The sequence below is a fragment of the Streptococcus anginosus subsp. whileyi MAS624 genome (genome assembly GCF_000478925.1).
Lineage (GTDB): Bacteria > Bacillota > Bacilli > Lactobacillales > Streptococcaceae > Streptococcus > Streptococcus whileyi.
Genome location: NZ_AP013072.1, coordinates 1,970,407 through 1,984,157, shown reverse-complemented (window position 1 = coordinate 1,984,157; position 13,751 = coordinate 1,970,407). Strand labels below are relative to the sequence as shown.

Below are 13,751 nucleotides of genomic sequence, written 5' to 3'. Positions count from 1 at the left end.
TAACAAATGTCATCTTTACAAAGTGACATTTGACAATGTGAAACCGGTTCCATATTTAGTAAAATAAGGCTAGGAAATGAAGGAGGAAAGAACATGAAATATCTAGTACTAGTCAGTCATGGTGGACTAGCAGAAGGTGTGCAAAGCTCATTGAAGATGTTTGCTGGTGATAAGACCGACCAAGTCATTGCAGTAGGTCTGAAAGAAGGCAAGTCTGTTGATGATTTCGCTCTTGACTTTCGTCAAGCGTTAGCAAATCTGGGAACAGAAGATACGGTTTTGGTGTTGGCAGACATTGTCGGAGGAAGCCCTTTGACGACAGCTTGCAACGTTTTGTCAGAACTTGGCAAGTTAAACACTGCAGTCGTACTTGGTGGTCTCAATTTGACAATGGCACTCACAGGCTTAGTGATGAAAGATATGTTGGAAGGAAAAGAATTGGCACAAGCCATTCTCTCAGAAGCATCCGCAGCGCTGCAAGAATTTGATGTAGTTGCTAGTGACGAAGAGGATGAAGACGATATTTAAAAAAGATTAAAAAGGAGATTTATCATGACAATTTCATTTGTACGTATTGATGACCGTATGATTCACGGTCAAACAGTAACTCGTTGGGCAAAAGAATATCCTTGTGACGGCTTAGTTGCTGTCAATAATGCTGCAGCAGGAAATGCAGTTTTGAAACAAGCCTACAAAGCAGCTTCTGATAAAAAAACATTCGTTTGGACAAAAGAAGCATGGAAAGAAAAATCACAAAAGGTATTGGATTCCGATAGTCGCTATTTCGTGATTACTAAAAATCCAATTGACATGAAAGAAATACTAGTTGATCAAGGTTTTGTGCCTGGCGATATCAAAGAAATTATTGTTGGTCCAGCCAATGACCGTCCAGGAGCTATTAAATTAGGAAATAACCAATCCATTACACAAGAGGAAGCGGAAGCGCTTGAAGCGATTCAAAAAGCTGGCTATAAAGTGAAATTCCAACTCTTACCAGATGTGTCTATCGGTTATTGGGATGATTTCAAATCTAAATTTGGTTTTTAACAAAATATAATAAGCATTAAGGAGGCTTTATTATGACAATTTCGTGGTTTCAAGCCGCTTTACTAGGGTTATTTGCCTGTCTATCATCCATGCCTGGCCTAGGTGGTACATCCATTGGTAACTATACTCTTGGACGCCCACTTGTAGGTGGTCTCGTTTCAGGACTGATCCTAGGAGATGTGAAATTAGGTATCATCTGTGGGGTTGCGATGCAACTTGTTTACATCGCTTTGGTAACACCTGGCGGTACTGTTTCAGCTGACGTTCGTGCGGTTTCTTATATTGGGATTCCTCTGGCAATGGTTGCCATTCAATCGCAAGGACTATCACTTGACTCTGCAGATGCTGCTAACTTGGCTAAGTCAATGGGAACACTCGTTGGTACAGTCGGTACAGTTCTTTTCTATGGTACCGCTACTATGAACTTGCTTTGGCAACATATTGGCTGGAAAGCTGTTGAAAAAGGTGAATTTAAACGCCTGTATATGGTAGACTGGGGCTTCCCTTGGATTTCACACTTAGTATTCTCATTCTTGCCAACACTTATTATGTGTAAATTAGGTGCAGATGCAGTTACTGCTCTGAAAACGGCACTTCCATTGGACGGTATTCCAATGAAAACCCTCTTTACAGTCGGTTCTCTCCTTCCATGTGTCGGAATTGCAATCCTCTTGAAACAAATTGTTGAAAAAGCTGTCGATTTCATTCCATTCTTTGTTGGATTTACATTAGCAGCTTCATTAGGACTTAACCTTGTATCTTGTGCAGTGATTTCATTGATTTTTGCAGTATTATTCTATGAAATTCAAATGGCTAAAAATGTAAGAGCACAAGCAGCCGCAAGTGCAAGTTTTGATGATGACGATGATGAGGAGGATATTTAAAATGGTTAAATTAACGAAAAAAACATTAGGAAAATCTTTCCATCATTGGTATTATGGGAACTTAACTTGCTTCTCGCAAGAACACATGCAAACATTTGGTTACCTAGCTTCAATGCTGCCAATCGTGGAAGAATTGTATCCTAAAAAAGAAGACCAAGCAAAAGCAATGCACACCTACACCGCATTCTTTAACACGGAGCCGCAATTAGGTGCATTGATTGTAGGGATTACAGCAGGTTTAGAAGAAGCGCGTGCTAACGGTGCTGATGGAGTAGACGACGAAACGATTAACGGTCTTCGTGCGGGGCTGATGGGACCTGTTGCAGGAATTGGTGACTCACTGATTGTTGGTACCTTGATTCCGATTATACTAGGTATTGCTCTTGGCTTGTCAAACGGTGGTTCGCCACTTGGTGCCATTTTCTATATCGTTGTTTGGAACTTGCTCGCTTATTTCGGTATGAAATTTGCCTACTTTAAAGGCTATGAACTTGGTGACAAAGCAGTTGAATTTCTTGTCGGACCTCAAGGACAAGCTATCCGTAAGTCTGTTTCTATCATTGGTGGTATGGTTATCGGTGCTGTTGCAGCAACATGGGTACCTGTTAAGACAGCTTTCAAATTGAAAGACTCTTCAGGAAAAGCTTTCTTGGTATTGCAAGATCAATTAGACGGCGTTTATCCAGGTCTATTGACAGCTTTGTTTATCGTCTTTTGCTGGTGGTTGATGGCGAAGAAAAACCTTTCACCAATTAAAGTAATGTTACTTCTCGTTGTAGTAGCCTTCCTTGGTGTATTGGTTGGATTCTTCAACCCAGGATTGAAATACTAAAAATAGGAGAAAATTATGACAGAACAAGAATTGATTCAAGGATATGAAACGGAAATTCAATATCAAAAACACATGATTGAAAATCTCGGACGTTGGTTTAGTCTCTTCTTTACTATTGCTAGTATCGGTCTTGTTCTGATCTATTTCTTCTGTCAAACCAATCTCATTGCCTTTGTTCTTGGAATAATCCTAGCAGTGTTGGGAATATTAGCCATGCTTGTCTTTGGTTATGGTATTTACAAAGGACGACTGAATCTTCAAAGAGTCATTGATGATTTTGAAGAAAAATTAAGATTGGTTCGATAAAAATTTATTTGCTTTCCCCCTAAAAACTTTGTCGTTTGACAGAGTTTTTTTCTTGACTATTTCTGACCAAGTGATACAATAGAAAATGTAAATATTAGCACTCGCACTTGTAGAGTGCTAAAACAAGATATTGGAGGTAAACAAATGCTTAAACCATTAGGCGACCGTGTGGTCTTAAAAGTAGAAGAAAAAGAACAAAAAGTTGGTGGTTTTGTCATTGCAGGTGCAGGACAAGACGCAACAAAGACAGCAAAAGTTGTAGCTGTCGGGGATGGAATTCGTACACTCAACGGTGAACTCGTTGCTCCAAGCGTAAAAGCTGGTGATACCGTTCTCGTTGAAAGCCATGCGGGAATTGAAGTCAAAGACGGCGAAGAAAAGTACCTCGTTGTCAATGAAGCAAATATTTTAGCGATTGTTGAATAAATAAAAATTTATAGAAAGAGGAATTGTAAAAATGGCAAAAGATATTAAATTTTCAGCAGATGCAAGAAGCGCCATGGTGCGTGGTGTAGATATTTTGGCAGATACCGTTAAAGTAACCTTAGGCCCTAAAGGACGCAATGTCGTTCTTGAAAAATCATTTGGCTCACCACTCATCACAAACGACGGTGTAACCATTGCAAAAGAAATCGAACTCGAAGATCATTTTGAAAATATGGGAGCTAAGTTGGTGTCAGAAGTTGCTTCAAAAACCAATGATATTGCTGGTGACGGAACAACCACTGCGACTGTACTGACCCAAGCCATTGTCCGCGAAGGGATTAAAAATGTAACGGCTGGTGCAAACCCAATCGGCATTCGTCGTGGTATTGAAACAGCTGTTGCAACAGCTGTTGAAGCCTTAAAAGCAAACTCTGTTCCAGTTTCTAACAAAGAAGCTATTGCGCAAGTTGCGGCTGTTTCATCACGTAGTGAAAAAGTCGGTGAATATATCTCTGAAGCTATGGAAAAAGTTGGCAATGACGGTGTTATTACTATTGAAGAATCAAAAGGTATGGAAACGGAGCTAGATGTGGTTGAAGGAATGCAATTTGACCGCGGTTACCTTTCCCAATACATGGTGACAGACAATGAAAAAATGGTTGCTGACTTAGATAATCCATATATTTTGATTACAGATAAGAAGATTTCTAATATTCAAGAAATTCTTCCTTTGTTGGAAAATATTTTGAAAACAAGCCGTCCGCTTTTGATTATCGCAGATGATGTGGATGGTGAAGCTCTTCCAACTCTTGTGTTGAATAAAATCCGCGGTACCTTCAATGTCGTCGCTGTGAAGGCGCCAGGATTTGGGGACCGTCGTAAAGCAATGCTAGAAGATATTGCTATCTTGACTGGCGGTACAGTGATTACAGAAGATCTTGGTCTGGAATTGAAAGACGCAACGATTGAAGCGCTCGGACAAGCCTCAAAAGTAACTGTGGATAAAGATAGTACCGTTATCGTTGAAGGTTCTGGCGATGCCGAAGCTATTGCCAACCGTGTGGCTGTTATCAAATCCCAAATCGAAAGTTCTACATCTGACTTTGACCGTGAAAAGCTCCAAGAACGCTTAGCGAAATTGTCAGGCGGTGTAGCTGTCATCAAAGTTGGTGCTGCAACAGAAACAGAACTCAAAGAAATGAAACTCCGCATCGAAGATGCCCTCAATGCGACTCGCGCAGCTGTCGAAGAAGGGATTGTTTCAGGTGGTGGAACAGCCTTTGTCAATGTTTTAAGTGCCGTTGAAGCGTTAGACTTGTCAGGTGACGAAGCAACTGGTCGCAACATCGTTCTTCGTGCGTTAGAAGAACCTGTTCGCCAAATCGCTTTGAATGCAGGATTTGAAGGTTCTATCGTCATTGACCGCTTGAAAAATTCGGAAGCTGGAACTGGTTTTAATGCTGCTACAGGTGAATGGGTGAACATGATTGATGCTGGGATTATTGACCCAGTCAAGGTTACTCGTTCTGCCCTTCAAAATGCAGCTTCAGTAGCGAGCCTCATCTTAACAACTGAAGCAGTTGTTGCTAACCAACCAGAACCAGCCAGTCCAACTCCAGCAATGGATCCAAGTATGATGGGCGGGATGATGTAATATATAACTAAAACCCTTGTAATATCAAGGGTTTTACTATTGTCTGAAACACGATTAAAGGCAAGGAGGGGCAAAAAAGGGGCAAAAGATTATAACTTGTTTAGAGCGTCTATAGCATTCTTTCTTGCGTTTTTTGTGACGTGATTATAAATAGCTAGAGTAGTTTCAGGGTCAGAGTGTCCTACTCGCTCCATAATTACCTTAAGTGACAGGTTTAGCACGGACAATAAAGAGATGTGAGAATGTCTGAATATGTGGCTAGTTAAATGCTTTTTGAAATGCAGCTCTTAACCATGTTCAATTTTGAGAGTGGGACAGAAATCAATCATTCGAAGAATTTGATTTTTCAGCAAGTCCTAGTTTCTAGTTGCTGACCTAAAACAGTTCACTGGACTGTTTTACTCCCACCTCCGCACAGATGGTTAGGGTAGCCACTATCGCCGGTATAGTCAGGGATAAGGTTATCCAACTAACCACTGCGTTTTGCAAGCTGAACGATAAAATACATGAGGTTGGGAATTTCTGTCCCAACCTATTTTTTAGCTTGGGTTCATAGAGAAGACAAAAAGGATACAAAGTAAAAATAGAAGCTCCAAAAATGTTCGATGAATATTAGGAATTTATTGCTGTTACTTAATAATTAGTTCTGTTTGACAAAGCCACTCTCTTTTGCCTATTTGTCTCCACTCCCTTTCTGTGGTAAAATAGTGATACATTTCCAAGGAGGAAACGATGATTGATGTTGAAGAAATTCTGAGTAAGATGAATCCCAATCAAAAGATCAATTACGACCGCGTGATGCAAAAAATGGTCAAAGTTTGGGAAGCAGACCAGAAGCGTCCTACGATTTTAGTGCACACCTGCTGTGCACCTTGCTCAACTTATACGCTGGAGTATTTGACCCAGTATGCGGGTTTCGTGTCATAATAATGACACAGGCAAATAGTCAAGTAGATACAAGGGTTTTAGAGCTTCTACCAAAGTTTAAAATCAAAAAAATGAATCGTTGGTGTGCTGTTTAGAGCAGTTATTACGATAATAAATGTTGTAAACAGTACATCAGCATAAAGGAGGAACTCGTATGTCTAAGGCGAAAAAAGAGACGATTGAAGCAAAAGGTTTTGCTATTCAAATTTATACTGAAGACTTTAAAAACGACTATATAAGTCTAACAGATATTGCTAGATATAAAAGTGATGAGCCATTTATTGTTATTAATAACTGGTTGAGAAGCAAAGATAATATTCAATTTTTAGGTTTATGGGAATCAATGCATAATCCTGATTTTAAACCTATCGAATTCGATAGGTTTAGAAATGAAGCAGGTAGTAACGCATTTACACTATCACCACAAAAATGGATTGAAAAGACAAATGCGATAGGTATTGTTTCTAAGTCAGGACGATATGGAGGTACATTTGCTCATAGTGATATAGCAATGGAATTTGCTTCATGGATTTCACCAGAATTTAAGCTTTACATTATTCAAGATTATAAGAGACTTAAATCAGATGAAAATTCAAGATTGTCACTAGGATGGAATCTGAATAGAGAAATTTCCAAGATTAACTATAAAATTCATACGGATGCAATCAAAGAGTATCTCTTAAAGGATCTTACCAACGAACAGCTATCCTATAAGTACGCAAGTGAAGCAGATATGCTAAATGTTGCTTTATTTAATAAAAGAGCTAAACAGTGGCGTGAAGAAAATCCTGACTTAAAGGGTAACATGAGAGACTATGCAAGTCTAAATGAGTTGCTGGTGCTTGCGAATATGGAAAGCTATAATGCAGTTCTTATCGGTAAAGGTATGGAACAAAAAGAAAGAATGATAGAACTTAGAAAGCTTGCCAGAACTCAGCTGATGTCAATTGAAAAGTTGAACAATACAGGAATTAAGAGCTTAGAAGATAAGTCAAAGAAATAGAGAGGTCTGTTATGAGATGGGCATTGAAAATTATCTTATTTCCAATAATATTGCTCTTGTCGATACTAATTGCTTTTCTAAAATTTATTATAAAAGTTAGTGGAATGATTTTAGGTATAATATCTTTTCTAGTATTTATTGGAGCAGTAGCTTGCTTCATACAAAAAGATATGGCAACAGGAATGGTAGCATTACTACTATCTTTCTTAATAAGTCCTTATGGACTACCTAAAATTGCACTGTGGATTACAGCATACCTTGAAGTAGCGAAGGATACATTAAAGGAAATATAAGGGATCTAAGACGATGGAACATAAATCTATCGTCTTTTTCTATGCCTAAATTTAAGAGAAAGGAGACGATGAAATGAGTATGTATTTATTTGATGAACAACCTATACTGGCAAATAAAGCATTAGCCAGAGAATTAGGCTTAAATGAAGCCCTTGTGCTTCAACAAATAAATTACTGGATTGAGATAAATAAGAAGTCTGGCAATAATTATCATGATGGTAAATATTGGACATATAACTCAATAAGAGCATGGCAAGAAAAAGATTTCGACTATTTAAGTGTCGATACAGTGAAACGAACTTTTTCGAAGCTTGAAAAAGCGGGATATCTTTTAGTTGGAAACTATAATAAAGATCCTAGAGACAAAACAAAGTGGTACACAATAAATGACAAGAAATTAGAAGAACTTTATCTCGAATTAAATCAAAGAAAACAAGAGAAAGAAAGAGAAATATTAGAACAAGTAAGTAAAAGAGATATGCCTAATGCATTAGGGCAAAATGCACCAATGGAAGAGGGCAAAATCAACCAATGCAATGAGGCATTTAGCACCGATGCATTTGATGAAAATCTACCAGTGCATTATGGCAACTTGCATGAACCATTACCAGAGATTACTACAAATAATTCATCAAAGATTACTTCATATATTTCTACAGAGAATTCCTCCCACCTACCCATCTATGAAAAAGACACATTTTATTTAAGGGACGGAATGGAGGAAAGATGTAAAAAAATAAAATCATATAAATCTTGTTTAGAAGAATTAAGAGAAAGTACAGGATATAACGAACACATGAAGCTGGGTAATAAGATGATCGCTAAAACCTTTGATGAAATAATTAAAGTTTTAGCTGATGTTATGGTGTTAAATGGAGAGGATACAGTCACAATAAATCAAACAAAATTACCAGCATATGTTGTTCAAGAGAGATTTAGAAAATTAGATTCTTCACATATGGAGTATCTTGTAAATGCTTTATCAGAGAATGAATCAAAAATAAGAAATGTAAGAGCATTTATCTTAACGGCAGCATATAATGCACCAAGCAATATGGATGCCTATTATACAGCACTTGTTAGTTATGATATGAGGGAAGGAGGTTACTAATGATAAATGAAGAAATTTCTAATAGAGTAGTTAATATTGAAGTGAATGTCTTAAAGGCAACCTACCAAGAAATCTTAAGCCAGGTAAAGAAGTTACAACAGAGATCTAAACAACATGGTGGCTTAGATAAACTTATCAAGGCTGAGGGAAATGAAATCAAACTAAAAGATATGGTTAAGAAAGGTCAGCTTGAAGAAATCAATGTTAAAGATGGTGAGCTAAAAGAACTCAAAAAAGAACTAAATAAACATGGTGTTAAATTCTCAGTGATGAAAGATAAGGAGACAGGAATACATTCAGTATTTTTTCAAGCCAAAGATACTAAGGTTTTAAACAAAGCTTTTCAAAATGTTCTTTCTAAAATTGAGAAAAAAGAGAAAAATAAGGAGTCCATTCATAAAAGCATAGAAAAATTCAAGGAGATGGCAAAGAATACTATTTCTAAAGATAAAGTCAAGAACAAACAAAAGGAGCAGAGCCTATGATAGATAAGATACTAAAGGACATCAAAGGCTTATTTAAGGTGCAGGATAAGGCAAAGTTTCTAAAGCAGAATATTCCCTATCTTGCATTTTTCTATGTTGGCAATATCTTTTCTCACCATGTAAGAGCCTATACTGGCGGTGATGTGATAGACAAAATCTTTCAAGGGATATTAGAACTTAATACCATGAGTTTTATTCCAAGCGTTCATCCAATAGATGTTTTAATGGGTGTGGGCGTGGCAGCTTTAATTAAATTTATCGTCTATACCAAAGGCAAAAATGCAAAAAAATTTAGACAAGGTAAAGAGTATGGCTCAGCAAGATGGGGAACAAGAAAAGATATAGAGCCGTATATGGATGAAAAATTCCAAAACAATATCTTGCTTACTCAAACTGAGCGATTAACCATGAATGGCAGACTGGCAAATCCAAAGTATGCAAGAAATAAGAACGTACTTGTTATAGGTGGTTCAGGGTCTGGAAAAACAAGATTTTATGTAAAACCGAATCTAATGCAAATGCACTCGTCATATTGTGTAACAGATCCTAAGGGAACGATAGTCATTGAATGTGGTAAGATGCTTGAAGATAACGGTTATGAGATAAAAATTTTAAATACCATCAACTTCAAAAAGAGTATGAAATACAATCCCTTTGCTTACCTTAGAAGTGAAAAAGATATACTCAAATTAGTGCAGACAATCATTGCAAACACAAAGGGAGAGGGTGAAAAAGTAGGAGAAGATTTTTGGGTGAAAGCCGAAAAGCTCTACTATACGGCTTTGATAGGTTATATTTTTTATGAAGCTCCAAGAGAAGAAAAGAACTTTGCAACACTCCTTGACATGATAGATGCTTCAGAGGTAAGAGAAGATGATGAAACTTACATGAATCCAATTGATAGACTCTTTGAAGCGTTAGAAAAGAAAGAACCAACACATTTTGCAGTGAAGCAATATAAAAAGTACAAATTGGCTGCGGGAAAAACAGCGAAGTCTATTCTAATATCCTGTGGTGCAAGACTTGCTCCTTTTGATATTCAGGAACTTAGGGACTTGATGAAAGAAGATGAACTTGAGCTTGATACACTTGGAGATAGAAAGACAGCACTCTTTGTTATTATCTCTGATACAGATGATACCTTTAATTTTGTGGTGTCTATCATGTACTCGCAGTTATTTAACTTACTTTGCGATAAGGCAGATGACGAGTACGGGGGAAGATTACCTGTTCATGTAAGATGCCTTCTTGATGAGTTTGCAAATATAGGCTTAATTCCCAAATTTGAGAAATTGATTGCGACAATTCGTTCAAGAGAGATTTCGGCAAGCATTATTTTGCAAGCACAATCTCAGTTAAAGGCAATCTACAAGGATAATGCAGATACCATTGTAGGTAACTGTGATAGTACCTTGTTTCTTGGAGGTAAAGAGAAAACTACGCTAAAAGAATTATCTGAAACACTGGGTAAAGAAACCATAGACCTGTATAACACTTCTGAAACAAGATCCAATGCCAATAGCTATGGACTCAATTACCAAAAGACAGGAAAAGAGCTGATGAGCCAAGATGAGATAACGGTTATGGATGGCAGTAAATGTATTTTTCAGCTTCGAGGTGTCAGACCATTTTTGTCGGATAAATTCGATATTACAAAGCACAAGAATTACAAGCTCTTGGAAGACTATGATAAAAAGAATGTGTTTGATATTGAAGAATACATCAGAAGAAAAGGCAAAGTTAAGATGAATAGAAATACAGTAATTACAAGATTGTAATATTTTCTGTTATAGCTTATGTGGCATGGGTATATTTGGTATAATAGAACAAATTTGAATTTGTGGAGAATAAACCTATAAAATTTGTACGGATACTGTAGGGTAGTAAAAGAAATCTTCCTCTATACTAAAATAAACCGACCGAAAGGAGGTAAATGAAATGAATATTATTAAGTCATTTAACAGCACGATTGATTATCTTGAAACCGTTCTTGATGATGAAATCAATGAAAAGAGAGTAAGTCAGTTATCTGGATATTCTTATTCAATGTTCAGTCGTTTATTTTCTATTTTGACTGAAACAACACTTTCAGAATATTTAAGGAGTAGAAGATTAACGGAAGCAGCCATTATATTAAGAGATACAGATGAAAAAATCATTGATGTTGCATTCAAGTTTGGATATGAGTCATCAGATTCTTTTGGAACAGCATTTAAGAATTTTCATGGATTTACTCCTTCAGAGGTAAGAAATGGGAAACCATTCAAATTAGTTTCACGAGTGCAGTTGGCACTAAGTGTAAAAGGAGGAAGAAGTATGAATATTACAATTCAAAAGAAACAAGCATTTGCAGTTGCAGGTTTAAACGAACAAAACATCAATTCATCATTATGTCCGAGTGTTTGGGATAAACTATTTGAAAAATATAGTCATGATGAATTAGCAATGCTTGGAGGAGGACGAAGCGTAGGTATTTGCCATGATGTAGAAAGTCCGAATTCTATAAATTATATGGCGGGATACATCATCACGGATGTAGATAAAGCAATAAATATGGGCTTAGAGGTTTTAGAAGTTGAAGAAGCAGAATATGCCATCGTAGAGCTGACAGGAAGTGTTCCAGAGTGTATTCATAAAGGTTGGAAATATGTGATGGAAGTATTTTTCCCAGAGCATGGTTATGTCCATTCAGGAAAGCCTGACTTTGAATATTACTTTGAAGGTGATATGCATAGTCCTGATTATAAAATGGAGCTGTGGATTCCGATTGTTAAGGGATAAATCTCAGCTTGTCTAATTAAATATAAAACATCAAAGACGATAGAAAGAAAAAATCTATCGTCTTTTTTCATGCCTATTTTCAATTTATATTGCGATCAATAAATAGGAAAAACTCGCAAGAGTTGCTAACTAGTATTTCAAATGCCGCTCACTAATATATACACGACAAAATGTTAGTTCCCTTAAACATGTTACAGAAAGTAAAGGAGAAAAGATGATAAGGATAAGAAGCCCTACCTAATAGATAACTAAATATACAAATACTTGGCGATTGAAATTAACTTTTCAGTCGCTTTTTTAATTGGAGGGAAAAAATGGATAAAGAGATGATTAATATCAATGCCAATCTGTTAAAAGAACCTACTTTTGGAACTTTTACAAGAGGTAATGAAGAGGTTCAAGTTGTAAATTTTGCTCTTTCGAAAGGATATGGAAAAGGTAGAGAGTATATCAACTGTGCAGCCTATGGCAATAAATCTGAAGTGGCTAAGGAATTTTCAGAAGGTGATTTCATTCATGTATATGGCTACTTCAATAAACGAACTAAAAATGGAAAGACATATAAGAATTTTGTGGTTATGTCTATGAACAAAATTGAAAAGAAAGAAGAAAACGAGGAGGAATAAATAATGGATTTTTTCGTACAAGCAGTTAATGTATTAAAGATTTTGGTAATGGCAGTAGGTGCTGGTCTTGGAGCATGGGGTGTTATCAACCTTATGGAGGGATATGGTAATGATAATCCTGGAGCAAAATCTCAGGGTATTAAGCAGTTAATGGCTGGAGGAGGCATCGTTCTAATCGGCTTAAAACTAATTCCATTACTTTCAAATGTATTGAAGTAAGGAGAGTAGCCTATGTTTGGTATTTTCGATAAGATAGAGGAATTTTTTAAAGAGCTTCTTCTCGGAGGTATCCAAGCAAATCTTGAGTCAATGTTTATCGACATTAATGATAAAGTCGGATCAGTTGCAACCGATATAGGAAAGACACCAATGGGATGGAACTCAGAGGTATTTAACTTTATTAAGAGTATCAATGATAGTGTCATTATTCCAATTGCGGGTTTAATCATTACAGCAGTTTTATGTATTGAGCTGATAAATATGGTTATGCAAAAGAACAATATGCACGATACAGATACCTTTGAGTTTTTTAAATACATGATAAAGATGTGGATAGCGGTGTGGTTAGTATCTCATGCCTTTACATTTTCAATGGCAGTCTTTGATGTTGCACAACATCTTGTAAATCAGGCGGCAGGAGTAATCAATACTTCTGCCACCGTTTCAGGTGATCAAATTGTTCAGATGGTTGAGGGATTAAAAGACAAAGGACTTGGAGAACTGGTCATGATACTCTTTGAAACCTCGCTTGTTAAAGTTGCAATACAGGTTATGTCGGTAGTCATTATGCTAGTTGTCTATGGCAGAATGTTTGAGATATATGTTTACTGTTCGGTTTCAGCAATTCCATTTGCCACTATGGGAAATAAGGAGTGGGGACAAATTGGAACAAACTATATCAAAGGTCTATTTGCTATTGGGCTTCAAGGCTTATTCTTGATTATATGCTTGGGTATTTACGCAGTTTTAGTAAAGACGATAAAGATAACGGACATACATGCAAGTACCTTTATGATATTAGGCTATGCATTACTTCTTGGTCTAATGATGTTAAAGAGTGGAACGCTTGCAAAGAGTGTATTAAACGCACATTAAGGAGGATTTTTAATGATAGAAGTAAAGAAAAAGTTTTTTCCTGTTTCAATTATTGCAGTAGGGATTGGAGCATTTACTATCTCAATTTTTAACAGTAATAAATTAAAGAATTTAGAAGATGAAGTAAAAAGTACAAGAAATGATGTGAAATCTATTCTTTGTTATCAAGAGCAGAAAAATGCACTAATTGAATCGGAATTAGAAGAGATGAGAAATGAAGTTGCTTCATGCTATGAGCATTTTGAAGTATTTTCAAAGGAAAAAGAAGATGGGAGGTAAGC

At 36.7% G+C, this 13,751-nt stretch carries 17 protein-coding genes and 2 pseudogenes; 18 read left to right on the top strand and 1 reads right to left on the bottom strand.

The window, feature by feature from the left end; translation table 11 throughout:
• Positions 1-93: 93 nt before the first annotated feature.
• The 7 genes from ANG_RS09880 (at position 94) to groL (ending at position 5,149) form a co-directional block, all read left to right on the top strand.
• The gene (locus ANG_RS09880) at positions 94-528 is read left to right on the top strand and encodes a PTS sugar transporter subunit IIA (protein ID WP_022526837.1); all 435 of its coding nucleotides are present in this window, start codon (positions 94-96) and stop codon (positions 526-528) included.
• Positions 529-552: 24 nt separating this feature from the next.
• Positions 553-1,047, top strand: coding sequence for a PTS system mannose/fructose/N-acetylgalactosamine-transporter subunit IIB (locus tag ANG_RS09875; protein WP_003035363.1), 495 nt, complete (start codon positions 553-555; stop codon positions 1,045-1,047).
• 32 nt (positions 1,048-1,079) lie between these two features.
• The gene (locus ANG_RS09870) at positions 1,080-1,931 is read left to right on the top strand and encodes a PTS mannose/fructose/sorbose/N-acetylgalactosamine transporter subunit IIC (RefSeq protein WP_020999457.1); all 852 of its coding nucleotides are present in this window, start codon (positions 1,080-1,082) and stop codon (positions 1,929-1,931) included.
• A 1-nt stretch (position 1,932) separates the two neighbouring features.
• Positions 1,933-2,763, top strand: coding sequence for a PTS system mannose/fructose/sorbose family transporter subunit IID (locus ANG_RS09865; RefSeq protein ID WP_003035287.1), 831 nt, complete (start codon positions 1,933-1,935; stop codon positions 2,761-2,763).
• Positions 2,764-2,778: 15 nt separating this feature from the next.
• Positions 2,779-3,069, top strand: coding sequence for a PTS fructose transporter subunit IA (locus ANG_RS09860; RefSeq protein ID WP_003026912.1), 291 nt, complete (start codon positions 2,779-2,781; stop codon positions 3,067-3,069).
• Positions 3,070-3,213: 144 nt separating this feature from the next.
• Complete coding sequence (gene groES, locus ANG_RS09855) at positions 3,214-3,495, top strand: co-chaperone GroES (protein ID WP_003026909.1); 282 nt, start codon at positions 3,214-3,216, stop codon at positions 3,493-3,495.
• 31 nt (positions 3,496-3,526) lie between these two features.
• Positions 3,527-5,149 (top strand): chaperonin GroEL, encoded by a 1,623-nt coding sequence (groL, locus tag ANG_RS09850; RefSeq protein WP_003026907.1) that lies wholly within the window; start codon positions 3,527-3,529, stop codon positions 5,147-5,149.
• A gap of 89 nt (positions 5,150-5,238) precedes the next feature.
• On the opposite strand, the pseudogene ANG_RS11050 reads toward groL, so the two are convergent.
• Positions 5,239-5,436: pseudogene (locus ANG_RS11050) on the bottom strand (tyrosine-type recombinase/integrase); the annotation flags it as partial.
• A 445-nt stretch (positions 5,437-5,881) separates the two neighbouring features.
• Between ANG_RS11050 and ANG_RS09845 the strand changes: the two are divergent.
• From ANG_RS09845 to ANG_RS09795, 11 genes and pseudogenes are all read left to right on the top strand, one after another.
• Positions 5,882-6,061 (top strand): annotated as a pseudogene (locus ANG_RS09845) (epoxyqueuosine reductase QueH); the annotation flags it as partial.
• A gap of 169 nt (positions 6,062-6,230) precedes the next feature.
• The gene (locus ANG_RS09840) at positions 6,231-7,079 is read left to right on the top strand and encodes a KilA-N domain-containing protein (RefSeq protein ID WP_025271998.1); all 849 of its coding nucleotides are present in this window, start codon (positions 6,231-6,233) and stop codon (positions 7,077-7,079) included.
• 11 nt (positions 7,080-7,090) lie between these two features.
• The gene (locus ANG_RS09835; protein WP_001267141.1) at positions 7,091-7,372 is read left to right on the top strand and encodes a CD1845 family protein; all 282 of its coding nucleotides are present in this window, start codon (positions 7,091-7,093) and stop codon (positions 7,370-7,372) included.
• 73 nt (positions 7,373-7,445) lie between these two features.
• On the top strand, positions 7,446-8,483 hold the full coding sequence (locus ANG_RS09830; protein ID WP_025271997.1) for a DUF6017 domain-containing protein: 1,038 nt from the start codon (positions 7,446-7,448) through the stop codon (positions 8,481-8,483).
• Entirely contained in the window at positions 8,483-8,968 is a 486-nt protein-coding gene (locus tag ANG_RS09825) for a PcfB family protein (protein WP_000606582.1), read from the top strand. Before ANG_RS09830 ends, ANG_RS09825 begins: the two co-directional genes overlap by 1 nt.
• On the top strand, positions 8,965-10,746 hold the full coding sequence (locus tag ANG_RS09820; protein WP_025271996.1) for a VirD4-like conjugal transfer protein, CD1115 family: 1,782 nt from the start codon (positions 8,965-8,967) through the stop codon (positions 10,744-10,746). The genes ANG_RS09825 and ANG_RS09820 overlap by 4 nt, the downstream gene beginning before the upstream one ends.
• Positions 10,747-10,906: 160 nt before the next feature.
• Positions 10,907-11,749 carry an AraC family transcriptional regulator gene (locus ANG_RS09815; protein WP_025271995.1) on the top strand — a complete coding sequence of 281 codons (843 nt, stop codon included), beginning with the start codon at positions 10,907-10,909 and terminating at the stop codon, positions 11,747-11,749.
• Positions 11,750-12,063: 314 nt separating this feature from the next.
• Positions 12,064-12,375 (top strand): hypothetical protein, encoded by a 312-nt coding sequence (locus tag ANG_RS09810; RefSeq protein ID WP_025271994.1) that lies wholly within the window; start codon positions 12,064-12,066, stop codon positions 12,373-12,375.
• A gap of 3 nt (positions 12,376-12,378) precedes the next feature.
• Complete coding sequence (locus ANG_RS09805; RefSeq protein WP_000345446.1) at positions 12,379-12,594, top strand: Maff2 family mobile element protein; 216 nt, start codon at positions 12,379-12,381, stop codon at positions 12,592-12,594.
• A 12-nt stretch (positions 12,595-12,606) separates the two neighbouring features.
• Positions 12,607-13,470, top strand: coding sequence for a VirB6/TrbL-like conjugal transfer protein, CD1112 family (locus ANG_RS09800; protein ID WP_025271993.1), 864 nt, complete (start codon positions 12,607-12,609; stop codon positions 13,468-13,470).
• Positions 13,471-13,482: 12 nt separating this feature from the next.
• Positions 13,483-13,749 carry a hypothetical protein gene (locus ANG_RS09795; RefSeq protein ID WP_003033658.1) on the top strand — a complete coding sequence of 89 codons (267 nt, stop codon included), beginning with the start codon at positions 13,483-13,485 and terminating at the stop codon, positions 13,747-13,749.
• Positions 13,750-13,751 lie beyond the last annotated feature (2 nt).